Source organism: Acidobacteriota bacterium (assembly GCA_009691245.1).
GTDB lineage: Bacteria > Acidobacteriota > Terriglobia > 2-12-FULL-54-10 > 2-12-FULL-54-10 > SHUM01.
This window is the reverse complement of sequence record SHUM01000005.1, coordinates 23,791-46,370: the sequence shown is the minus strand read 5'-3', so window position 1 is coordinate 46,370 and position 22,580 is coordinate 23,791. Positions and strand designations below refer to the sequence as shown.

General features: G+C 56.9%; 19 protein-coding genes and 1 pseudogene. 11 read left to right on the top strand and 9 right to left on the bottom strand.

The window, feature by feature from the left end:
• Positions 1–26: 26 nt before the first annotated feature.
• Together EXQ56_02365 and EXQ56_02360 are read right to left on the bottom strand one after the other, a co-directional pair.
• Positions 27–1,334, bottom strand: a complete 1,308-nt coding sequence (locus EXQ56_02365; protein ID MSO19297.1) for a nucleotide sugar dehydrogenase — start codon at positions 1,332–1,334, stop codon at positions 27–29.
• Positions 1,335–1,401: 67 nt separating this feature from the next.
• Positions 1,402–2,337, bottom strand: a complete 936-nt coding sequence (locus EXQ56_02360) for a hypothetical protein (GenBank protein MSO19296.1) — start codon at positions 2,335–2,337, stop codon at positions 1,402–1,404.
• A gap of 213 nt (positions 2,338–2,550) precedes the next feature.
• Here EXQ56_02360 and sufB point away from each other — a divergent pair, with 213 nt between their 5' ends.
• The 11 genes and pseudogenes from sufB to EXQ56_02305 all read left to right on the top strand — a co-directional run bounded on the left by sufB (position 2,551) and on the right by EXQ56_02305 (position 12,223).
• Positions 2,551–3,999, top strand: a complete 1,449-nt coding sequence (gene sufB / locus EXQ56_02355) for a Fe-S cluster assembly protein SufB (protein MSO19295.1) — start codon at positions 2,551–2,553, stop codon at positions 3,997–3,999.
• A gap of 64 nt (positions 4,000–4,063) precedes the next feature.
• A complete protein-coding gene (gene sufC / locus EXQ56_02350; protein ID MSO19294.1) occupies positions 4,064–4,819 on the top strand; it encodes a Fe-S cluster assembly ATPase SufC in 756 nt (251 codons plus the stop codon).
• A 72-nt stretch (positions 4,820–4,891) separates the two neighbouring features.
• Positions 4,892–6,262, top strand: a complete 1,371-nt coding sequence (sufD, locus tag EXQ56_02345; GenBank protein MSO19293.1) for a Fe-S cluster assembly protein SufD — start codon at positions 4,892–4,894, stop codon at positions 6,260–6,262.
• A 27-nt stretch (positions 6,263–6,289) separates the two neighbouring features.
• Positions 6,290–7,576, top strand: coding sequence for a cysteine desulfurase (locus EXQ56_02340; protein MSO19292.1), 1,287 nt, complete (start codon positions 6,290–6,292; stop codon positions 7,574–7,576).
• Complete coding sequence (locus EXQ56_02335) at positions 7,573–8,025, top strand: SUF system NifU family Fe-S cluster assembly protein (GenBank protein MSO19291.1); 453 nt, start codon at positions 7,573–7,575, stop codon at positions 8,023–8,025. The genes EXQ56_02340 and EXQ56_02335 overlap by 4 nt, the downstream gene beginning before the upstream one ends.
• A gap of 131 nt (positions 8,026–8,156) precedes the next feature.
• The gene (locus EXQ56_02330; GenBank protein ID MSO19290.1) at positions 8,157–8,501 is read left to right on the top strand and encodes a DUF59 domain-containing protein; all 345 of its coding nucleotides are present in this window, start codon (positions 8,157–8,159) and stop codon (positions 8,499–8,501) included.
• A 35-nt stretch (positions 8,502–8,536) separates the two neighbouring features.
• Positions 8,537–9,022, top strand: a complete 486-nt coding sequence (locus EXQ56_02325; GenBank protein MSO19289.1) for an Rrf2 family transcriptional regulator — start codon at positions 8,537–8,539, stop codon at positions 9,020–9,022.
• A gap of 42 nt (positions 9,023–9,064) precedes the next feature.
• Positions 9,065–10,141, top strand: a complete 1,077-nt coding sequence (locus EXQ56_02320) for an iron-sulfur cluster carrier protein ApbC (protein ID MSO19288.1) — start codon at positions 9,065–9,067, stop codon at positions 10,139–10,141.
• An 11-nt stretch (positions 10,142–10,152) separates the two neighbouring features.
• Positions 10,153–11,502 (top strand): annotated as a pseudogene (locus EXQ56_02315) (aspartate aminotransferase family protein).
• A 40-nt stretch (positions 11,503–11,542) separates the two neighbouring features.
• Positions 11,543–11,869: a DUF971 domain-containing protein gene (locus tag EXQ56_02310; protein MSO19287.1), complete on the top strand. Its 327-nt coding sequence runs from the start codon at positions 11,543–11,545 to the stop codon at positions 11,867–11,869.
• A gap of 69 nt (positions 11,870–11,938) precedes the next feature.
• Entirely contained in the window at positions 11,939–12,223 is a 285-nt protein-coding gene (locus EXQ56_02305) for a hypothetical protein (protein ID MSO19286.1), read from the top strand.
• 359 nt (positions 12,224–12,582) lie between these two features.
• Here the strand turns inward: EXQ56_02305 and EXQ56_02300 are convergent, their stop codons facing one another.
• From EXQ56_02300 to uvrA, 7 genes are all read right to left on the bottom strand, one after another.
• Positions 12,583–13,020, bottom strand: a complete 438-nt coding sequence (locus EXQ56_02300) for a DoxX family membrane protein (GenBank protein MSO19285.1) — start codon at positions 13,018–13,020, stop codon at positions 12,583–12,585.
• A 15-nt stretch (positions 13,021–13,035) separates the two neighbouring features.
• Entirely contained in the window at positions 13,036–13,677 is a 642-nt protein-coding gene (locus tag EXQ56_02295) for a hypothetical protein (GenBank protein ID MSO19284.1), read from the bottom strand.
• 142 nt (positions 13,678–13,819) lie between these two features.
• Positions 13,820–15,901 (bottom strand): hypothetical protein, encoded by a 2,082-nt coding sequence (locus tag EXQ56_02290; GenBank protein MSO19283.1) that lies wholly within the window; start codon positions 15,899–15,901, stop codon positions 13,820–13,822.
• A 241-nt stretch (positions 15,902–16,142) separates the two neighbouring features.
• Entirely contained in the window at positions 16,143–17,219 is a 1,077-nt protein-coding gene (gene mtnA, locus EXQ56_02285; GenBank protein MSO19282.1) for an S-methyl-5-thioribose-1-phosphate isomerase, read from the bottom strand.
• 82 nt (positions 17,220–17,301) lie between these two features.
• Positions 17,302–18,171 carry a CPBP family intramembrane metalloprotease gene (locus tag EXQ56_02280; GenBank protein MSO19281.1) on the bottom strand — a complete coding sequence of 290 codons (870 nt, stop codon included), beginning with the start codon at positions 18,169–18,171 and terminating at the stop codon, positions 17,302–17,304.
• 14 nt (positions 18,172–18,185) lie between these two features.
• A complete protein-coding gene (locus tag EXQ56_02275; protein ID MSO19280.1) occupies positions 18,186–19,175 on the bottom strand; it encodes a hypothetical protein in 990 nt (329 codons plus the stop codon).
• 14 nt (positions 19,176–19,189) lie between these two features.
• Complete coding sequence (gene uvrA / locus EXQ56_02270) at positions 19,190–22,084, bottom strand: excinuclease ABC subunit UvrA (protein ID MSO19279.1); 2,895 nt, start codon at positions 22,082–22,084, stop codon at positions 19,190–19,192.
• Between the last annotated feature and the right edge of the window lie 496 nt (positions 22,085–22,580).

Here is a 22,580-nt window from a genome sequence, read left to right as displayed (position 1 = left end):
TCGATTACACGATCCAGGAAAATGGTCTATAACTTAATAATGTGCGGGGATGGAAAGTCACGGAAGGCATTGCGTGAATCTACAATCAATGGCGACTGCTGCGCAATCGCGGCGTAGTCGAATGCGGTGTGATCGGTGAGGAGCACGACGCACGCTGCATCGCGGCATGCAGGGAAGACCGGTGCCGCCTCACAAGTACAACCGTCCAGGCTGATGCGAGGCACGTGCGGGTCGCTGTAGGACAACCGGGCACCCAGCCGATCGAGCAAAATCATCACGTCCAGCGCTGGCGATTCGCGGGTATCGGCGACATCGCGTTTATAGGCCACACCCAACAGGTGAATGCGCGCACCGTTCACGGTAAGCGTGCGCTGATTGAGTGCAGACTGAATTTTCTGGACCACAAACTGAGGCATGGAAGAATTGACGCGTCCCGCCAACTCGATAAAGTAGGCCGTGGTGCCATCCATCCTTGCCTTCCAGGAAAGATAAAAAGGGTCAACAGGGATGCAGTGACCACCAAGTCCAGGCCCGGGATAGAAGGGCATGAAACCGAAAGGTTTGGTGGCCGCCGCGTCAATAACTTCCCAGACATCGATTCCCATGCGATCGCAAAGCATGGCCATCTCGTTGGCCAACCCGATGTTGATGGAGCGGTAGGTGTTCTCAAGCAGTTTCACCATCTCCGCCACTTTAGTGGAAGAGACCGGGACCACGGTCTCTATGGCCTGCTGATAGAACAATACACCCAGTTCTGCGCAACGCCTGGTTACGCCGCCCACTACCTTCGGGATATTGTGAGTATGGTAGCTGGCATTGCCGGGATCAACTCGCTCTGGTGAAAAGCAGAGGAAAAATTGTTCCCCAACCCGTAACCCGCTTTCGGCCAGCCGTGGCAGAACAAGCTCTTCGGTGGTGCCCGGGTAGGTCGTACTCTCGAGTATCACCAGCATTCCCGGATGCAGAAACCGCTGAATTTGCTCGACGGCGGAGAGGATGAACGACAGGTCTGGATCTTTGGTCTTGCGCAGCGGGGTAGGCACGCAAATGTCAACTACATCGCAGGACGCCAAGGCCTCGTAGTTCTCAGTAGCGCTCAAACGTCCTGACTGAACGAGAGCGGCAAGCTCTTCCGATGAAACATCTGCAATGTAGGATTTCCCGGCCCGGATATCACGTACCTTGCTCGCATCAATATCGATTCCCGTAACACGAAATCCAGCCCGCGCCAGTTCCATCGCCAGCGGAAGCCCCACATAGCCAAGTCCGAGGACACCCACGCTGGCCGACTTGGCGGCAATCTTTTCGCGCTGCTCCCGGTACGCTGCGGGCATTTGGTCTGGAGATTCGACTTCTGAATCCAAGCGTTTTTCTCCCTATAAGCCGCACCCGGAGAAGGCGTCATTTCGGCTGAGTAGTATCTACAGGCATTGCGGACACTGTTTGACGCAATAGTTTAGGATAAAAATCCGCAAGCTCGATAAGCATCTGTAAAGCAGCGGCGGAATTGCGCTTGGTGATGCGCTCCACCTGAATACCGATGGCAGGAGAAAGCGGGGTGAGGTGGCTGAAGACCTCCTGAAGAATCCGCTTAGCCAGTTCAATGGACAAAGTAGCAGCCGATTCCCTTTCCGGGGCCTGATCTATACTGATTGCAAGCGACTCCGGCACGCCCACGCCCAGCCACTTCAAAAAGGTCAGATCGCGGGGATGGCTGACAGGCGTGAAGCTAAGTATCAAATGCGCTTTCACGCCATCCAGCGCCTGCAGAAGACGGACCGTGGGCGCGGCATCCAGCAATACCTGAGTGGTGAAGAACTCGATACCGCTTTTATGCTTGGCAAGTATGCGCTCCGCTTCGCGTGGCCGCGAAGGTATGGTGATCCCTCCCAGCAGTAAATCCAACTTTTCCGCGTTGGCGAGCTTTGCAGTTTCAGAAACACTAGGACCGGGATAGGTAAACTGCACAGATTCACCCCCGACCAGAATGAGATCCCGCACGCCGTAGACTTCAGCCGACTCCTTCAACCACCTGCGTTGTTCATCCAGCGAATCATGGACCGTCACGCGATTCACGGAAGTTTCCAGCGAATGCCGGTCGTGGATAGCCTTGGCAAACACTCTCGGCTCGATGCGCTCGCGGAAATTCCCCCGGCGCGGGCCACGGGCCAACTCGTCGCGAATCTCCGGGATGTTGATCACATCGACCAGGCTCGCCACGTCGCCCGCGAGCTTCAGTCGATCCTCCATCTCGGACGAATCGTCTACGCTGGGAGGAACAATTTCATAAAAAACTAACGGTTCGGACGATTTGTGAATTTTGGCTCTTAGGCTCATTCCATCTCTTTAGCTTGGAGGACAATCGGTTGGCATCTCCATGCTTCCTCAAGGACAATCCAACATCATAACTCAGGCAAAGTGTATGCAATAGAAATTGACCCATTGCACAAGCTAAACTGCGACGAAATTAATCTTGACTATTCTGTATAGCAATCTTGACAAAAAAGTATTTTGTTTGTATTATGGGCCTTGGCTGAGGAGAAACTTTTTATGGGCAGCACCGCAAACAACATAGAAGTCCTTGTAAATCAAGAGTATAAATACGGCTTCGTTACCGATATTGAGCAGGAAACGGTTCCCCCAGGGCTTAATGAAGACGTCATCCGTATGATCTCGGCAAAAAAGCATGAGCCGGCATGGCTGACAGAGTGGCGGCTGAGTGCTTACCGCCATTGGCTAAAAATGCGTGAGCCGGACTGGGCCATGGTGAATTTCCATCCGATTGATTTCCAGGCCATCTCGTACTACTCCGCCCCTAAGTTAAAAAAAGACGGCCCCAAGAGCCTCGAAGAGATCGACCCGAAGCTGCTGGAAACTTACGAGAAGCTGGGCATACCTCTGCATGAGCGCGAATTATTGGCGGGCATCGCCGTCGACGCCGTATTCGATAGCGTCTCGGTGGCCACCACCTTCAAGGATAAACTGGCGGAAAAGGGCATCATCTTTGGCTCATTTTCCGAGGCAGTAATAAACCATCCAGAGCTGGTGCGCAAGTACTTGGGTTCAGTCGTTCCGACTACTGATAACTACTATGCCGCTCTGAACTCAGCGGTGTTTACCGATGGCTCGTTCTGCTATGTGCCCAAGGGCGTGCGCTGCCCCATGGAGCTTTCCACTTACTTCCGCATCAACGCCAAGTCCACGGGCCAGTTTGAGCGCACCCTGATCATCGCGGATGAAGGCAGCTATGTGAGCTACCTGGAAGGTTGCACGGCCCCCTCACGAGATGAGAACCAACTGCACGCCGCCGTGGTGGAGCTGGTCGCGCACGACAACGCGCAGATCAAATACTCGACGATACAGAACTGGTATCCCGGCGATAAGGACGGCAAGGGTGGAATCTACAATTTCGTAACCAAGCGCGGCAAGTGCGCTGGCGTCAACTCCAAGATATCCTGGACTCAGGTTGAGACCGGTTCGGCGATCACCTGGAAATATCCGAGCTGCATCCTGCAGGGCGACAATTCCGTCGGAGAGTTCTATTCCGTGGCGCTTGCCAATAATCGCCAGCAGGCCGACACCGGCACCAAGATGATCCACATCGGTCGAAACACGCGCAGCACGATTGTGTCGAAGGGCATCTCGGCCGGACGCGGCATCAACACCTATCGAGGCGCGGTGAAAATTTTGAAAAACGCCGAGGGAGCGCGCAACTACTCGCAGTGCGATTCGCTGCTAATCGGCGACCAGTGCCAAGCCCATACCTTCCCTTATCTGGAGGCCAAGAACTCCACCGCCCAGATCGAGCATGAAGCAACGACTTCAAAGATCGGCGAGGATCAGATATTTTTCTTCCAGCAACGCGGCATCTCCACCGAAGACGCAGTCTCCATGATCGTCAACGGCTTCGCCAAGCAAGTGCTGAAGGAACTTCCCATGGAGTTTGCCGTCGAGGCACAGAAACTGCTCGGAGTCAGCCTGGAAGGCAGCGTCGGCTAAGCGATTCAGCGACAATTGAGAGCAATTTATAGCGGGCGAAATGACCCCAGCGGAGCGCAATGAAATGCTTAGTGTAAAGAATTTGCAAGTAACCGCGGCGGATCGTGAGATTTTGCGCGGTCTGAGCCTGGAAGTGAAGGCCGGAGAAGTGCATGCCATCATGGGTCCGAACGGCTCCGGCAAGAGCACGCTGGCACAGGTGCTTGCCGGGCGCGACACCTACCACGTAACGGGCGGCTCGGTCGATTTCATGGGCAAGAATTTGCTCGACATGAAACCAGAGGAGCGGGCGCGCGAAGGAGTTTTCCTGGCCTTTCAGTATCCGGTGGAGATTCCTGGCGTCAGCAACATGTACTTCATGCGCGCTGCGGTAAACGCCGTGCGCAAGCACCGGGGCATTCCGGAACTGGACGCATTCGACTTTCTCGAAACGGCTAAGAAAAAGATGGGACTGCTGCAGATGGACGCGGCCTTCCGCGAACGCGCGGTGAACGTCGGCTTCTCCGGGGGCGAGAAGAAACGCAATGAGATTTTCCAGATGGCCATGCTGGAGCCGAAGCTCGCCGTCCTCGATGAGACGGATTCCGGTCTGGACATTGACGCGCTACGCGTTGTCGCCGATGGCGTGAATGCGTTGCGCTCGCCCGAGCGCGCCATAATCGTGGTTACGCACTATCAACGGCTGTTGAACTACATCATTCCCGACTTTGTCCACGTGTTGTTGAACGGGCGCATTGTGCGCTCCGGCGGCAAGGAGCTGGCGCTGGAACTGGAGGAAAAAGGTTACGCCTGGCTGGAGAGCGAAGCAGTCCATGTCTAATGCGCGTAACGGCAATTACCACTAAAGAAATCGCCACCAGGATGTCGGGGACAACAGGAAAACGGAATTGTAATGATGCCAACTGAACTTGAAATTACCGAGCGGCAGGAACTGTTTCTGTCGCACTTCCGCCAGCAAGAGGCGCAACTGCTGGCCAGCGAGCCCGCGTGGCTGACGGCGCAACGGCAGGACGCGATCCAGTCATTTCAAGATGCCGGATTCCCCACCACTCAGGATGAGGATTGGCGCTACACCAACGTCAGTCCCATCACTCAGACCGCCTTTCGATATGAAGGCTTGGGCGGGAAATCATCACCTGAGAGTGCAGGAGTTTCCGCGCAGGCCAAGTCCATCGGCGGGGATGGGCCGGTGGCGGCGCGCTTGGTGTTTGTGAATGGTCATTACAGCGAGAAGCACAGCAGCATCGGATCGTTACCGGCTGGCGTGCGCATCGGAAGTTTGCGGGCACTCCTGATGGCAAAGGATGCCGACGGGCTGCGAGTTTATCTGGGCCGCACGCTGAACCTTCGGCGTCAGGCATTCACTTCGCTGAATGCTGCTTTGTGGCAGGACGGCGCATTCGTGCTTGTTCCGCAGAACGTCGCGCTGACGGACCCGGTTCAATTGGTTTATCTCTCGACAGCGCAGGGTGCTCCAACCGCCGCGCATTCCAGAACGCTGATCGTCGCCGAGCGCAACGCGGAGGTAACGGTGGCGGAAACTTTCCAGGCGGGCGATGACGGCATTTGCTTCTCGAATGCAGTTACCGAAATGGTTGCCGGAGAAAACGCCGTGGTCGATTACTACCACTCGGTACGGGAGAACAACCGGTCCTTTCATATAGGGCTTGTGCAGGCTTATGCAGGACACGCCGCGCAGATTTCAGCCTTGTCCGTCTCTCTGAGCGGTGCGTTGGTGCGCAACGAAGTTCGCGCAGTGCTGGATGCGGAAGGCGCGGATTGCACGCTCAACGGGTTGTACCTGGCGAACGGCGTGCAGCATGTGGACAACCACACCACCATCGATCACGCTAAACCACACGGCTCCAGCCGCCAGGTCTATAACGGCATACTCGACGGCCATGCCACTGCGGTATTCAATGGGCGTGTCATTGTCCGTCCCGACGCGCAGAAGACCGATGCCAATCAGAGGAATCGCAACCTGCTGCTGTCCGCCGACGCGACGATCGACACCAAACCACAGCTGGAAATTTCCGCCAACGATGTCCGCTGCACGCATGGCGCAACCGTAGGACAAATGGACCCGGAAGCTCTCTTCTTCCTGCGCTCCCGCGGATTGCAGCGCGAGGAAGCGGTGGCGCTGCTGATTCAGGCCTTTGCCGGCGAAATATTGGATAAGGTGAAACCGGAAGGACTTCGCCATTGGCTGGAAGGCGCTTTGCGCACGGAATCCTCGAATGCTTCGGTTGCCGGGAAAAAGTAACAGCCGCAATGAATGAAAGGAGGTCCTATGGCGATAACAGGCTTGCCCCTCGCGGTACATTCCACTTCTGCGCCATCGAGCGAAACATTAACTTCCACTGACGTTGCGCGCATCCGTCAGGACTTCCAGGCGCTGCATCAGATGGTTCACGGCCAGCCGCTGGTCTATCTGGATAATGCCGCCACATCGCAAAAACCTCGCGCGGTGCTGGACGCTCTCGGGCGCTACTACACCGAAGACTGCGCCAATGTCCATCGCGGCGTACATCTGCTGAGCCAGCGTGCATCGGATAGTTTTGACGCGGCGCGGCAGAAGGTCCAGCGGTTTCTCGGAGCAGCCCACTCCAAGGAAATTATCTTCACGCGCGGCGCGACCGAATCCATTAATTTGGTCGCGGCTACATATGGCCGCAAAAATATTTGCGCGGGCGACGAGGTTTTGATCACGGCCATGGAGCATCACTCGAATATCGTCCCCTGGCAGATGCTCTGCGATGAAAAAGGCGCAACGCTGCGCGTGGCTCCCATTACCACCAGCGGCGAGTTAATCATCGAAGAATTCGAGAGACTACTGACGCCGCGCACCAAGCTGGCGGCGATCTGCCACATCTCCAATGCACTCGGCACGGTGAACCCGATTGCTCACATGATCGAGATGGCGCACCGGAAGAATGTGCCCGTGCTGGTGGATGGCGCGCAGGCGGCGCCTCATGCCGCCGTCAACGTGCAGGCTCTGGACTGCGATTTCTACGCCTTCTCCGGGCATAAACTGTACGGCCCGACGGGCATCGGCGTGCTATACGGAAAGGCGCAGCTTCTGGAGGCCATGCCTCCTTACCAGGGCGGCGGGGACATGATCCGCACCGTCAGCTTCACCAAGACAACCTACAACAGCCTGCCTTACAAATTCGAGGCGGGCACGCCGGATATCGCAGGCGTCATCGGCCTCGGCGCGGCGATCGACTACGTCAACGCCATCGGTTTGGACCGCATTGCCGCCTATGAGCAGGAACTGCTGGAATATGCGACGCAACGCGTGAGTTCTCTGCCGGGCCTGCGCATTATCGGCACCGCCAGAGAGAAGGCCGGCCTCGTGTCATTCGTGATGGATGGAGTGCATCCGCATGATCTGGGCACCATCATGGATCGGCAGGGAGTCGCCGTGCGCGCGGGACACCACTGCGCCATGCCGGTGATGGAACTATTTGGACTGGCCGGAACGACTCGAGCCTCCTTTGCGTTTTACAATACGCGCGAGGAAGTGGATACGCTGGTAGCTGCCATTCAAAAAGCGCGGGAGGTCTTTGGGCAATGAGCGAACTCGACAATCTGTATCAGGAATTGATCGTCGATCACAGCAAGAATCCGCGTAACTTCGGCAAGCTGGAGCCGCATGACCACGAAGCCACCGGATACAACCCGCTGTGCGGCGACAAAGTAACGGTCTTCCTGCAGATGGAAAACAATGTAGTCAAAGATGTGCAGTTTCATGGCGTCGGCTGCGCCATTTCAACCGCTTCGGCTTCACTGATGACCGAGCGCTTGAAGGGCAAGTCGCAGGCCGATGCAGAGAAGCTCTTCACCGAGTTCCACGGATTGGTAACGCAAGGCACCGCCGACGCGGCGGCTCAGGAACATTTGGGCAAACTTCAGGCGTTCTCGGGGCTCAGGGAGTTTCCGATGCGCGTCAAGTGCGCCACGCTGGCCTGGCACACTTTCCGCGCCGCCATGCGCGGCGAAGAACCAGACATCTCCGTGGAGTAGTCCGGAATATTGATTGATGAAATGGAAATCGTGGGAGACGAATCAGCGTGTTTGATTGGATTAGCAAAAAACTGGGGGTAGACCCCACGAGTAGTACTGGAGAAAATCTTGTGGCCACGGAAGCACCAGGAATGGAGAATACTCCACCCGTCGACAATCCAGTTTCCAAGCTGGATCTGGAGTCGCGCGTCACTGAAGCCGTCCGCATGGTCTATGATCCGGAGATTCCGGTGAATGTCTACGAGCTCGGCCTGATCTATGAGTTGACGGTGGATCCGGAGGGCAAGGTAAATATTCAGATGACTCTTACGGCACCCAGTTGCCCCGAGGCCGGCGCTATCCCCGGACGCGTGGAGACCGCAGTGCGCAGCGTCGAGGGCGTAACGGACGCTAAGGTCGAGCTGGTCTGGGAGCCGGCGTGGACGCCCGCGCGCATGTCGGAAGCAGCCAAGCTGCAACTCGGAGTTTTGTATTAGATGGAGTGGTGGTTTTACAGTGGAGGCGTAACGCAATGAAATTCAGTTCGCAGGAAGAGTACGGGCTTCGCTGTCTGCTGCAACTGGCGCGACGCGACGCAGGCGCGAGTCTCACCATTCCAGAGATCGCCACGGCCGAGGGCCTCTCGGTTGCTTATGTCGCCAAGCTGGTGCGGATTCTGCGCCAGGATGGATTTGTGAAGAGCAGCCGCGGACAAAGTGGTGGATATGCATTGACCCACTCCCCTGACGGAATACTCGTCGGCGATGTGCTGAACGCCCTGGGCGGACGCATCTTCGACAGCGATACTTGCGGGCGTTATCACGGTACCGAAGACATGTGCACGCACTCCATCGACTGCTCCATCCGCTCGCTTTGGCAAGCCGTGCAGCGCGAGGTGGATCACGTTCTCAGCCGCACCACGCTGCAGGACCTGCTCGGCAGCGAGCAGGAGATGACCACATCGGCAAGCAATCTGGTGCAGATCGCCACGCAGCGTCCGCTGCAAAACGCTCTTTAACTTCAATGAATTTTTAGATAAATTTCTAACCAGGGATCAAGAATGGCCACCGAACAGCAAGTGTTAGACGCTCTGCGCAGCGTACAGGACCCCGATCTGCATCGCGATATCGTCTCGCTCGGATTCATCCAGGATATGAAGATTATTGGTGGAGACGTCAGTTTCGCCATCAACTTGACCACACCAGCCTGCCCCGTGAAGGATCAACTGAAAGCCCAGGCGGAGGAAGCGGTCAAGAAAATAAGTGGTGTGAAATCCGTGCAGGTGGACATGCGCGCGGAAGTGCGATCGATGGCCATGCCCACGGGACAGTTCACCATCCCCGGCGTGAAAAACATCGTGCCCGTAGGATCGGGCAAGGGAGGCGTTGGCAAATCGACCGTCGCCGCCAATTTGGCTGTCGCGTTGGCTGGCACGGGCGCGCGCGTTGGATTGATGGACGCCGATATTTACGGACCCAGCATCCCCACAATTCTCGGCATTACGGAGCAGCCCAAACCGGGCCAGCGCGGATTGATCCCCCCAGTTGCCTATGGAGTGAAAGTCATCTCCGCCGGCTTTTTCATCAAGCCGGATCAAGCAGTGATCTGGCGTGGGCCAATGCTCTCGAAGTTAGTCGATGAGTTTCTGCGCAACGTTGAGTGGGGCGAGCTGGACTATCTGATCATTGATCTGCCGCCAGGAACCGGCGACGTGCAACTCACTCTCTGCCAACGCATTCCGCTGACCGGCGCGGTGATTGTTTCGACGCCACAGGACGTCGCGCTGAACGTCGCCGAGAAGGCGCACATCATGTTCCAGCAGTTGAAATGCGCGACGCTCGGCATCATCGAGAACATGAGCTATTACATCTGCAAGCATTGCGGTGAGCGCGAGGAAATCTTTTCCTCCGGTGGAGCCGAGCGCGCGGCCGCAAAATGGAAGGTTCCGGTGCTGGGCAAGATTCCCCTGGCCAAAAATATTCGCGAAGCTTCCGACAACGGGCGCCCCATCGGACTGGTAGAGCCCGGATCACCGGAAGCGGCAGTGTTCGCCGAAATTGCTCGCAATCTTGCAGCTCAGATCAGCATTCGCAACATGCAGGAACAGGAAGAGCCGCTGGTCAAGATCACTTTTTAGCCACCATCTTGATGAACACTCCAGACTTGCTTGAAAATGCTGCCGAGCGCGCCGCCCGCTATCTAACTAGCTTGGATCGGCGCGCGGTAGCTCCAACATCCGAAGCCATCGCGCGACTGAAGGAATTGGAAATTCCACTTCCCAATCATGCAACTCCGCCGGCGCAAGTCCTGGCGCTGCTGGATGAAGTTGGATCGCCAGCGACATCGTCGACGGCGGGAAGCCGGTATTTTGGTTTCGTCATCGGCGGCGCGTTGCCTGCGGCTCTCGCGGCAAACTGGCTGGCCGGAGCGTGGGATCAGAATGCGGGCAGTTCAGCGATCTCCCCTGTGGCAGGACGCCTGGAGGAGATTGCGCTACGCTGGCTACTGGAAATCTTCGGACTGCCGGCCGATTGTGGAGGCGGATTTGTAACCGGCGGCACCATGGCCAACTTCACCGCGCTCGCTGCCGCTCGGCGTGCCGTGCTCCAGCGAGTCGGCTGAGATGTAGACTCCCAAGGACTGTTTGGCGCACCGCCCATCACTGTAGTCGTAGGCGACGAGGTTCATCCCACTCTTCTTAAGTCGCTCGGACTGCTGGGGCTGGGGCGCGACCGGGTCTTGCGTGTTCCTTGCGACGGCCAGGGACGCATGCGCGCTGATGCATTACCGAAGTTCACGCTTCCCTGCATCGTTTGTCTACAAGCTGGCAACGTCAACACTGGCTCGTTTGATCCCGCCGCAGATGTCATCACTCCGGCGCACGCTGCCGGCGCATGGGTGCATGTGGACGGAGCATTTTGGTTATGGGCGAAGGCGACGCCAAGTTTAGCGAATCTGGCAGCGGGTTTTGAGAAAGCGGACTCGTGGGCGACAGACGCGCATAAATGGCTAAACGTCCCGTACGACTGTGGAATTGCCCTGGTACGAGATGCTACGGCACTGCGCCAGGCGATGGCGGTAACGGCCGCCTATCTTCCCCAGGAGGTCTCGCGCACGCCGAGTTATTACACGCCGGAACTCTCTCGGCGCGCACGCGGTGTGGAAGTTTGGGCGGCACTCTATTCGCTGGGGCGCATCGGATTGGCAGAATTGATTGATCGCTGCTGTCGTCACGCACGCCGATTCGCAGAAGCCATCAGCGCGGCAGGATTTGAGATTCTGAATGATGTTGTATTGAACCAGGTTCTGGTTTCGTTCGGCGATCCGGAGACTACACAGCGTGTGATTGCGGGGATTCAGGCGGACGGAACATGCTGGTGCGGCGGCACGGTATGGCAGGGACGAACCGCGATGCGCATCAGCATCTCCTCCTGGGCAACGACGGACGACGATGTGGAAAAGAGCATGGCCGCGATGATTCGTGTCGCGTCGTCATAGTTTGAGAGGGCATAATGGAACCAGATGATTTTCAGGAGTTATGACTTTGGCAGATGGCAAGAAACTTGAAAAAATTCTCGTGCCCTTGGAAGTCGGCAGGGCTGGCGAGCACGACATTCGCATTCGATGGAACGACAGTTCCGAGTCTATATATATCGCTCGGAAGCTACGGATGGAATGTCCCTGCGCGCATTGCGTGGACGAAACTACCGGCCGGCGCATACTGAAGGAACCAGCCATCCCGATGGACGTGCGTCCTGCTGCGATTGAGCCAGTCGGGCGTTACGGCATCTGTATCCATTGGAGCGATGGACACAGCACAGGAATCTACACGTGGGAGAAGCTTTACGGATTGGCGCAGCGTTGATCGCCGTCTCCGATCCTGAGAGAGATACCGTAATTTTCTGACGAGTCATAGACAAATGCGGAGCCATTCATGTCCGAAGCAGCCGAAAAAGTTCGAGTCTTGATCGAGAAGCTCCTCCTGCATAAAGGGATGAGGGGAGTTATTTGCCGTGTATTTCCACCAGGTGGGAGTGGAGGAGGCAGCAGGTACACGGTCTTGCTGGAAAAAGGCACCGTGCGGGAACAGGTATTTCTGGATATCGTGGCGGTGCAGCGTTATACCCAGACCGGCAATGAGCAGTTCGTTCTGAGTCCCATCCGCGCCGCGATTCACAATATTGAACGGATACAGAAGAAGCAGGCAGAGCGCAAGTAGTCGATGCCCTGGTTAATTCCCACTTCTGACTACTCCACAAAATTCGATCCTTGAGTTCGTATTAGTTTCCGCGCGAAGGAATCGACCAAACGGTTTAACTCCTGGTCCGCCCCTCCGGCTAATAAACGCTCCGCAATTTGAAAGTGAATCATTAATTCTTCCGGCTGCAACCCAGCGCAATCCTTCGCGTTAAAACGGTACCGGCAGTGGAAGCGATCCTCCCCTGATTCTACAATCTCAAGCGGAACATCCAATGATCGCAGGCGGGAGGAAATCCGTTGGATCAGGATTTCGACGTGCTCTTTGCGAGGGAAGGAGTTTTGAGACATTGGCGGAAACCATGGCGTAATCAGTAATTCTTACTGGGAGTTATTCAGACTGGAGGCGGGTCTTACACGCCTCCAGGACACCACCGCGAGATAAGCAGCGGCTACGAAGAAGCCCGTGTCCCGTGCCAAGGTGCGCGGGCTGACCGGCTCTCCCAGCCCGAAGCATCCGCAGGTGGCCTCGATGCCACGAGCGTAGGTGATCGTCATGGTAACCAGGAAGAATCCAAGCAACGCGGCACAAAATGAAGCAAACCAGTGGAGCTTCCAGCCACGTACCAGCAACAGTCCAAGTGCCACTTCGATCCATGGCAGCATGCGGGCTACGGCGATGACTCCCCAAACCGGTAACAGTTGATAAGACTCGATGGCCATCTCAAACTGGAATGGCTCCGCAATCTTTACGTATCCAGCCACGATGAAAAGCCCGCCTAGAAAAAGGCGGCAAATCCACTGCAGGACCCTCCCCATCGGCCCGATCACGACTTATTGCCCCGACCGCGTGTCCAAGTAGCGCTTCAAGATGGGAAACCGAATAAAACCGGGCACCTTTTCAGTCTTGCCAGCGGCAGTAACGAAAAATGTTGGAGTCGAATTAATCTCCCCTGCTTCGCCCAGTTTGATGTCGGCGGCAATAGCGGCATCAAGGGGACCGGGGTTCCCGACTATTTTCTTAAGTTCCGCCAGTTCTTTCGGTGAAATCGTTTTGGCCAAGGACAATTCAATTTCGCCAGTCCGTCCCCATTCTTCCTGATTTTGAAACAGCGCATCGGCGACCTTTCCCCACTGCTGCGTACCCAGCTTCATCGCTGCATGTCCGTAGCGCGCGGCCTTGCGGGCATGAGCATGCATACTGAGCGGGAACTCCCGGTACACGATGCAGACCTTGCCGGTGTCGCCGTATTCAGTCATCACCTGCTTCATCGTTTCGAGGTAAAATGCGCGGCAGGCCGGACACTGGAAGTCCGAAAACACCTCGATCTTAATGGGAGCCGTTGGCTTTCCACGGACGCAGTCGCCGCTTTCAGCCGCTCGAACGGGATTGGAGTTCAGGAGCACGCCCGCCACCATCATGCCCGCAAGCACCATGCGAGTGAACCAACTAAATTCATTGCCTACTGTCTGCATTGGACATTCTCCATTTCAGATATTCCAGTTGCCCGGCTTCGCCCATTATAACGACTTTCTCAGTTGTGCAGAGGTTCCGAAAAAATGAAAAAGCTCCCGGAAGTTTAGAACTTCCGGGAGCCTGGTTAAAGGAAACACGAACTTAGCGAAGCGAGACTAGCACGGTCCTCTTGGAGGAAGTACCGGCCACTGCGCTAGCTGGCGTCTGAACGGGAATGGCCTTCGCAGCTTCCATCCGCTGATGATCCAGCGTCTGATTGTAGGCGGTGAAGGTTGCGCCACGGGGTACAAGGTGGATATCCGCCTTGCGAGCGGCAGCCCCCGTACCGGCAGCGGAAGTGCGCGAAGTCAGGCGACCTTCGGCGATACCCTTTTCGCGTGTCAAATATGCACGGATGTTATCCGCGCGTGATTGCGACAAACCTTGCGCGTTCCGCTCTGTGCCGGCAGCAGATCCCACCACGACCAGCGCCGATTCCGGCTCGCTCTGTAAACGCAGCGCGGTGGAGTCCAGCTTGGCCTTGCAAATGTTGTCCACGCGAGCCGAGTTATTGGCGAAGGTGCAGGTGTCAAGCAGCTGTGCTTGAGCAACCGGCGGCGGCGCAGGCGCGGCTTCCACGGTAACGGTGCTCGTGCATTCGGCTGAGAGATTGCGATCGTCCGTGGCACGGGCACGCGCCGTGATTGTACCTGCGCGAGTACCGGCAGTATCCAAGCGAACCGCAGCGCCTGAACCAACGATGGTTCCAGCCGAGGTGGTCCACTGAACGGTAACTGGGCGGTTCTGAGCGCTGGCGGCGGTGGCCGACAGATTCACCGCTTCGCCGATCTGCACGCGACCACGATCCACGTTACAAGATACCGTCGGAGGCATGGGCGGTGGCGGAGGAGCAACCACGGTAAAGCGAGCGCTGCAATCGGCGAACAGGCCGGCTGCTTCGGTAGCGCGCACCGTTGAGACGTAGGTGCCAGGAGTTGCGCCAGAAGTGGAAATCTGAACATTCTGTCCGCTTCCCTGGATGGTTCCTCCGGTGGTAGTCCATGCGTAAGTTAACGCAGCACCGGTGGAGGAAGTCCCTTGAGAAGTCAGGCTGATCATCTGACCAATCTGCACTTCAGTGGGGCTGGCTGAACAACTCAGGCTAGGTGGCGCGGGAGCAGCGGTCTCCAGCGGAGGACCATAGTTATAGCCGAGTTGAAACACAAAGCCATTTTTATCTCCGCCATTCATGTTGAGCGGGCGGCGATAACCAGCGCTGAAGTTGACGTAACGATTAATGAAAGCACGCAACCCGAGCGTCAGGTCAATCGGATTCTCCGAGTCGGGACTCGCATTTGCTGTGGCTTCCCTCACATAAATCTCCGAACCAAGCTCACCCAGGAACTGGAAGCGAGTGTGGCGAGGGATCTCAATTCCAAAGCCGAGCGGGATCACGTCTGAAAGCCGGACAACACGGCCATTATCGGGACTAGAGACGCCGCGATATCCGGCGTTTCCGTATAAGGTCGCCATCTCACCCAGGTTTTTGCTCAAGAGATAATCGGTTCCCCACTGCCAATCGCCGGTCTGCGTCGGACGGAAACGGAGGAAATTCAATGAACGATGCGTGGGAACCAAGGCATAGGTGCGGAAGCCGAAGCCGAAAGGGTTGCCCTTGTTCTCCGAAAGGATGTTGAATTTGAGGCCCACGTTCACCCCGCCGACGCCGTTGCGTGAACCTGCGCTGGCGAACGGCGCATTATTAAAGTATCCGGCAGTATTTGTCAAAGCACCGGTCCGGGCCGCGGGAGCGCGTAGGCGCGCCATTGCGGCGCTTCCGGACACCAACTCCGAAGCCAACGGAGTTGCATTGGGGCCACCAACGCCGAAAAAGCCCAACTGCTGCTGACCAAAACTGAGCTGCGAGGAATCGCCCACGGAAACTCGGCGGTTCACTTCGAAGTTAATGCCCAGTTCGAGCCAGTCTTTAATTCCAACACCACCGCCAAAACCCATGGTGGACAGCCGCAGCTCTCCGGGATTCCGGTTGATGCGATCGTACCAAATCGAAAACGCCAATTCTTTTGCCCGCAGGCCATCGGGGCTATGCACTTTCCATAGGCCGGTATTGCCAGAGAGAGACGCCGTTGGCTTCAAAAATCTCGACTCATCCTGAGCCTGTGCAGCCACTGCAGCGAATAGAATTCCTGAAAGCGCTAATAGGCGCATGCTACTTTTGAACATTCAATCCTCCTGAGCAACCTACTCATGCGAACGGTGGCACAATTGAGCTCTGTCGCACATCGAAGCTACTCGATAGAATAATACCATATTTCACCTCATGCACAAAGATAACGGCACCCATAGATAATGCTGTATGTGCAACATTTAACAACCCATTGGTTGCCAGCAAGTCTGGGGTTGTTACAAGCCTAGGGGGGGCAAATCTAGCTCCCGTGAAGATTTCATTGTGGGCGCCTCGTCTTCACGCGGTCGGGGTTTGCTTCAACCGAGCTAAGCTCTCCGTGTAGGGGGGCTGGGCGATTCCGCGCTCCGTGATGATGGCCGCGATGTAGCGGTGCGGAGTCATATCAAACGCCGGATTCTGAATGGCGATCCCTTCGGGGGCGATGCTAACTCCTTGAATTTCAGCGACTTCCTTCTCTGCCCGTTGCTCGATGGGGATTTGCTCTCCAGAGGCCATGTTCAGATCAATGGTCGATAGCGGAGCAGCAACGTAGAACGGCACATTGTTCTCTCTGGCCAGCACCGCCACTCCGTATGTTCCTATTTTATTCGCTGTATCCCCATTGGCGGCAATGCGATCAGCGCCCACCACCACGCAACCTATCTTGCGCGAGTTCAAGCCAGTCCGCAAAAAATGTCCCGCCATGTTGTCCGTAATTAACGTCGTCGGGATGCCATCCTTCTGCAGTTCCCAGGCCGTCAGACGTGCCCCTTGCAGGAAGGGCCGGGTCTCGAGCGAGAGCACGTCAATCCCCTTGCCTTCCCGGACGGCAGATCGGATCACGCCAAGGGCCGTTCCATATCCAGCCGTGGCCAGCGCGCCCGCGTTACAGATAGTCATCACGGTCTGCCCGGCGGGAACCAGACTAGAGCCAAAATCCCCCATGGCCCTGCATGCGGCAATATCCTCTTCCAGAATAAGCTGGGCCTCCGCGATCAATTGCTTCGCGATCTGCGCCCGCCCCAAATCGCTGGCAAGCCACTGCTCAAAGCGTTCCCGCATCCGTCCGATCGCCCAGAAAAGATTCACCGCCGTAGGCCGGGTCGCCGCCAATAAGTCGGTGATTCGCGTAAAGTCTTTCTGCCATCCTTCCAGAGTTGCGGCCGGTGATTGCATCATGCCAAGCGCAATGCCCATCGCCGCCGTAACGCCGATGGCCGGCGCTCCGCGTACCACCATCTCGCGTATCGCCGTGGCAACTTCCTCGCAATTGCGGCAGACGAAGTACTCCTCGCGGCCCGGAAGAATCCGTTGGTCAATCAGACGAACGCCTTCGTTGGTCCACTCGATTGTCTTTACGCCACCCTGCAACATTTCATTCCTCGAATCCGCCAATGTCTCACTCCTCGCTTCTTCTTCGTCGCCAATTCCGCCAGTCCCAAATGTACAGTGACCATCACCCCTTTAAGGTCTGAAAACGGTTCGTGGCAACAAACAGCAATAGAAATAGCGTGGAATTATATCCCAAGTGCATCAGAAAAGAGGGCACCAACGAGCCCGTGTGCACGCGCACAAACGAAAGAATCAGACCCACCAGCAACAGCGCCAATAACTCCGGACCGACTCCACCAAGCTGGGCAGCATGGATGGCGGCAAAGAGCGTGCCTGTCATGACCACCGCAACAGCAGCCCCCCAGCGGCGTTCAAACACCGGCAGGAAGAACCCCCGAAAGACCAGCTCTTCGACAAAAGGAGCGACGCCAATTCCAAAGAAAGCCATTAAATAGGCCGATGCCGGAGTATCAAACAGTTTTTCTATGGGCAATTCAGGTCGGCCGGGAATAAATTGGAATGACAACTGAATGGCCAACGACATCATGGATCCAGCTAGCAGGTAGCGAAACATCGGCACTCCAGCCTGCTTCCATTGCAATCTCTCCCAAAACTTCAGGCCGTATTTCACCACCACAATCTGATAGATAAACAAAATCCAGAATAGTTCCCAAACGCTCTGAACCAACACCGCGATGGGTGTCTGGACTTGGGGATGGCTAAGCGTAAGACCCCAGTTCAGTCCGCTGTTCAGCAGGGTGAAGCTGCCCATAACAATTCCCAAGGCCACCACCATCGTCACCAGGGCAAACAGGAAGAAGCTGCCGACATCTGTCAATGTCCAAAGGCGATCTTCCGGGAGCGGCGGCCACGGCTCGGCATCCGTGGAGTTGGGATGTTCCTGCGGAGCGATTGCCGCCTCCACTGTGCCCCTTCCTTTTCCGAAAGGGCTGGCAGCTTCTTGATGGTTGAATTCCTGGCTAGGATCGGACATGGAGGATGCGGTCCTCAGGCTTGCTCCAGAAGTGCGGCGGCCAGCAATGGAAGCATGATCTCATGATGCCCCGTCAATGCGTACCCGCGTCCCGAGCCTTCTGAATTTAATGTAGGTCGCCGCACAACATTTTCCAGCGGCCGGTAGTGCTGGAGGAAATCCATATTGACGGTGGAGAAGTTTCGCAACTCGTGCCCCAGATTTCTCACCGCTGAAACTGCTTTCAGGAAAACCTCGGGCAGGATCACAGCTGACCCCACGTTGAGATAAATTCCGCCGCCTTCCAGTTCCCGCACTAAGCTTGCGAACAATAGAAAATCCCGGTGAGATGCCCCACCGATCGCCCTGCCATCGGCCAGAGGGTGATTGTGCGGCGTATCCGTCCCAATCGCCACATGGACTGTAACCGGAATTTTCCTCCGGTAGGTGGAAAGCAGCAGACTGGCGTCCGCATGGGGGACTCCTTGCAGGCCGGGCCCAGGCTTCTGCTTCGCTTTGTCCTCGAGAAACGCACCCAGTCCTTCGCCCATCCCGATTCCCTGATCGTCGGCGCTGATGATGGCCTGATTCATCCATGCGCCGGTCTCTTCGGCCATGCCGAATTTCCCGTCGGGAAGCTGCGTGTCCACTTCTTCGGAAGTTGAGCCAGCCAGCGCGATCTCAAAATCATGGATCGCCGTGGACCCGTTCATGGCTACTCCAGAGACAAATCCATGTGCCATCAAATCAATCAATACAGGAGCAAGGCCCACCTTGATCACATGCCCGCCAAGCCCCCACAGGATCGGCTTACCCAGTTCGCGAGCTTTCAGAATCGCCGCGATGACGCCACGCAAGCGATCCCCGGCAAGAATCGCCGGCAAGGAATCAATCAGGCCGGTAATGCCCTGCCCCTTGCGATAAGCACGCGCAAACTCTTTCACCGTTACCTTGGCTGGACGTCCTTCCAGGGAGATCGTCTGCAATCCCGTGCGGTCCAGCGGTTTCTGGCGGTAGATACTCATGGAAAAATATTCGCCTACCCTTTCGGCCTGCCTGCCTTACTTGCTCCCACGACTTTTTTCGCTCGCGAACGTGTCCCACTTCCGGACGAGCCTTTAGTCTTGATAGCCGCTGCAGCCTTGGCAAATATCTGCCGGAGCGCCGCGCCTGTGTGAGATTGCTCCACGCGCGCGACTTGCTCGGGAGTGCCCGCGGCTACCACGCGACCTCCACCGTCGCCACCATCGGGCCCTAAATCAATCACCCAGTCGGCGGACTTCACCACGTCGAGGTGATGCTCGATGATGATGACGGTGTTGCCCAGCTCCGTCAAGCGTTGCAAGACTTCCAGCAATTTACGGATATCGTCGAAGTGCAACCCGGTGGTCGGCTCATCCAATATATACAGCGTCTTGCCGGTCTGTCGCCGGCTCAACTCGCGGGCCAGCTTCATGCGCTGCGCTTCGCCGCCGGAAAGCGTCGTGGAGGACTGCCCCAGATGCAAATAGCCAAGCCCGACCTCCACCACCGTGCGCAGCCGTTGCGCAATGGTGGGGATATTCTCCAGCAGCGGGAGGCTATCCTGAGCCGTGGTCTCCAACAGGTCCGCGATGGAATGATTCTTATAGCGAACCGAGAGCGTCTCGGCGTTGTAGCGGCGGCCTCGGCAGATGTCGCACGTTACGTAAACGTCGGGAAGAAAGTTCATTTCAATCCGCCGCTGGCCATCTCCCTGACAGGCTTCACAACGTCCGCCGCGCACGTTGAAGCTGAAGCGGCCCGGCTTGTATCCTCGCTCGCGCGACTCCGGCAGCATGGCGAACAATTCACGCAGTGGCGTGAAGACTCCCGTGTAAGTCGCCGGGTTCGAGCGCGGCGTGCGCCCGATTGGCGTCTGATCAATACAGATCACTTTATCAATATGCTCGACACCCTCGATCCGGCCATGCGCTCCCGGAGCTTCTTTCGCCCCGTAAAGTTTCTGCGATAGCGACCGGTAGAGGATATCGTTCACCAGCGTTGACTTTCCGGAGCCCGATACGCCAGTGATAACGATCATCAGTCCGAGTGGAAACGTGACATCAATGCCTTTTAGATTGTTGGCACGCGCCGTGTGGATGATGAGCTGACGGCCATTGGGGGAGCGGCGCTTCGCCGCCATTGGAATGGAGAGCTTGCCGGAAAGATACTGGCCGGTGAGTGAGGCCTCGGATGCCTCAATATCACGCGGCGTGCCAGTGGCTACCACGTGGCCACCATGCCGTCCTGCGCCGGGGCCAAGGTCCACCACATAATCGGCGCGACGAATGGTGTCTTCATCGTGCTCGACCACCAGAACCGTATTGCCCAGGTCTCTCAAATTTTCGAGTGTCTCAATCAACTTCGAGTTGTCTCGATGGTGCAGCCCAATCGACGGCTCGTCCAGCACATAGAGCACGCCGCGCAATTTCGAACCGATTTGCGCCGCCAGACGAATGCGCTGACCTTCCCCACCCGATAGCGTCGGCGCGGAGCGGTCCAGGCTGAGGTAGCCAAGCCCCACGGCCAGCAGGAAATTCAAACGATTCCGTATCTCACTGACGATGCGTCCAGCGATGCGCTCTTCTCGCTCACTCAGCTTCACGCGTGAGAATACTTCATGAGCGCGGCTGACGGGCGCTGCCGTCAGATCGCCAATCGACAGTCCTTGCACCTTTACCGCCAGACTCTCCGGTCGCAGGCGTTTGCCGTGACATACGCCGCAGGGACTAGCCGACATGTATTGCGTCAGCCATTCTCGGTACCCCTCAGAAGTGCTGGATTCAAGATTCTCTCGCAGCAGAGGAATCAATCCCGTGACTTTTTTGCTCGACTTGGTTCCAGGCTTTCCAGGAATATTCCCGTAGAGAGCCATATCCTGCACTCGCTGCGGTAATTCGCTGAACGCGATCTTCAGGTCAACCTTCTGCTCCGTGGCCAATTCTTCTATCATGCGCTGCGGATAGAGTGCGCCCAGCGCGGGTCCCAGCGCGCCATCGAGCAAAGGCTTCGACCAATCGACGATCAATTTTGCGGGATCAAAATCCCACTTACTGCCCAACCCCTGGCAGGATTCGCACGCGCCGTACTTGCTGTTGAATGAAAATGAGCGCGGTTCAAATACAGGGACGCTGGTGCCACACTCGGCGCAGGCCAGCGATTCGGAAAATAGAAACTCTTCGCCATCCACCACGGCCACCTGAACCAGACCGCTCGCCAACTTCATCGCCGTGGCAATGGAGGCTTCCAGACGCTTTTCAATGCCGGGCTTGAGCAACACGCGATCCACCAGCACTTCGATCGTGTGGTTCTTGCGCTTGTCGAGAATGATCGGCTGATCGGGATCGTCCAAGCCGCGCAGCTCGCCGTCAATGCGCGCGCGGATGTAGCCATCGCGGCCCAGCTTTTCCAGCTCTTTCCTGAACTCGCCTTTGCGGCCCCGCACCAGCGGCGCCAGAATCATGATCCGGTCGCTGCCCTTCAGCGCCAGAATCTGCGCGACAATCTGCGCCACCGGCTGCCGCGTAATCGGACGATTGCATTGCGGACAGTGCGGAACGCCGATGGTGGCGAAGAGCAGTCGCAGATAATCGTAGATTTCCGTGATGGTTCCCACGGTGGAGCGCGGGCTGCGTGAAGTGGTCTTCTGGTCGATGGAGATGGCCGGGCTGAGGCCCTCGATGGTGTCCACGTCGGGCCGCTCCATCTGATCGAGGAACTGCCGCGCGTAGGTGGAAAGTGTCTCGACATACCGCCGCTGGCCCTCCGCGTAGATGGTGTCAAAGGCGAGCGAGGACTTCCCCGAGCCGCTCAACCCCGTGACCACGGTCAGCGAGTTGCGGGGAATCTCCACCGTGATGTCTTGCAGATTGTGCTGGCGGGCCCCTCGGACCGTCAGCCGGTCTATGCTCATCGCGTACCTGCGCCCTCCGGTTCGATCTCTGAAGGATCGTCACCAGGGATAGCGCCATCTGGTGACAAGACCGGAACCTATTAGGATAACGCGGGGGTTGCACCGGGTCAATCGCATCCATTTCCGATCATTTCAAAAAACCCGCGGCGAGGAAAATTGGGCATCCATTTCTTCCAATTTGGTCCCACTCCGCCACTCCCAAAATCTGCGGAAGAATCAGCCCAGCCCAAAGTGCACACGTTCACGGTTCTGACCACTCTGGCCAGATTGACAAACCAGCGAATGGAGGTTGGGGGTTGGAAATTGGGGATTAGGGATTGGAGATTTGGGAAATCCCGGATCGACATTTTGCCCCCACCCGCCTCCAAAGAATCCAAATATTTCAACCTGACCAAATATTCCAATTTCACCAAATCGTCAGAGCTTGCGGTTCCATCGGCCGCCAATTTTTCCGAATCCACCAAATCGTTAGAGTTTGCGGTTCCATCGGCGGGGC

Coding starts and splice junctions, on each gene's coding strand:
- EXQ56_02280 (MSO19281.1), bottom strand. CDS start 18,171: ATGTCCGATCCTAGCCAGGAATTCAACCATCAAGAAGCTGCCAGCCCT.
- EXQ56_02325 (MSO19289.1), top strand. CDS start 8,537: ATGAAATTCAGTTCGCAGGAAGAGTACGGGCTTCGCTGTCTGCTGCAA.
- EXQ56_02340 (MSO19292.1), top strand. CDS start 6,290: ATGGCGATAACAGGCTTGCCCCTCGCGGTACATTCCACTTCTGCGCCA.
- sufB (MSO19295.1), top strand. CDS start 2,551: ATGGGCAGCACCGCAAACAACATAGAAGTCCTTGTAAATCAAGAGTAT.
- EXQ56_02275 (MSO19280.1), bottom strand. CDS start 19,175: ATGAGTATCTACCGCCAGAAACCGCTGGACCGCACGGGATTGCAGACG.
- EXQ56_02335 (MSO19291.1), top strand. CDS start 7,573: ATGAGCGAACTCGACAATCTGTATCAGGAATTGATCGTCGATCACAGC.
- EXQ56_02320 (MSO19288.1), top strand. CDS start 9,065: ATGGCCACCGAACAGCAAGTGTTAGACGCTCTGCGCAGCGTACAGGAC.
- EXQ56_02290 (MSO19283.1), bottom strand. CDS start 15,901: ATGTTCAAAAGTAGCATGCGCCTATTAGCGCTTTCAGGAATTCTATTC.
- EXQ56_02360 (MSO19296.1), bottom strand. CDS start 2,337: ATGAGCCTAAGAGCCAAAATTCACAAATCGTCCGAACCGTTAGTTTTT.
- EXQ56_02295 (MSO19284.1), bottom strand. CDS start 13,677: ATGCAGACAGTAGGCAATGAATTTAGTTGGTTCACTCGCATGGTGCTT.
- uvrA (MSO19279.1), bottom strand. CDS start 22,084: ATGAGCATAGACCGGCTGACGGTCCGAGGGGCCCGCCAGCACAATCTG.
- EXQ56_02300 (MSO19285.1), bottom strand. CDS start 13,020: ATGGGGAGGGTCCTGCAGTGGATTTGCCGCCTTTTTCTAGGCGGGCTT.
- mtnA (MSO19282.1), bottom strand. CDS start 17,219: ATGTTGCAGGGTGGCGTAAAGACAATCGAGTGGACCAACGAAGGCGTT.
- sufC (MSO19294.1), top strand. CDS start 4,064: ATGCTTAGTGTAAAGAATTTGCAAGTAACCGCGGCGGATCGTGAGATT.
- sufD (MSO19293.1), top strand. CDS start 4,892: ATGATGCCAACTGAACTTGAAATTACCGAGCGGCAGGAACTGTTTCTG.
- EXQ56_02310 (MSO19287.1), top strand. CDS start 11,543: ATGACTTTGGCAGATGGCAAGAAACTTGAAAAAATTCTCGTGCCCTTG.
- EXQ56_02330 (MSO19290.1), top strand. CDS start 8,157: ATGGAGAATACTCCACCCGTCGACAATCCAGTTTCCAAGCTGGATCTG.
- EXQ56_02365 (MSO19297.1), bottom strand. CDS start 1,334: ATGCCCGCAGCGTACCGGGAGCAGCGCGAAAAGATTGCCGCCAAGTCG.
- EXQ56_02305 (MSO19286.1), top strand. CDS start 11,939: ATGTCCGAAGCAGCCGAAAAAGTTCGAGTCTTGATCGAGAAGCTCCTC.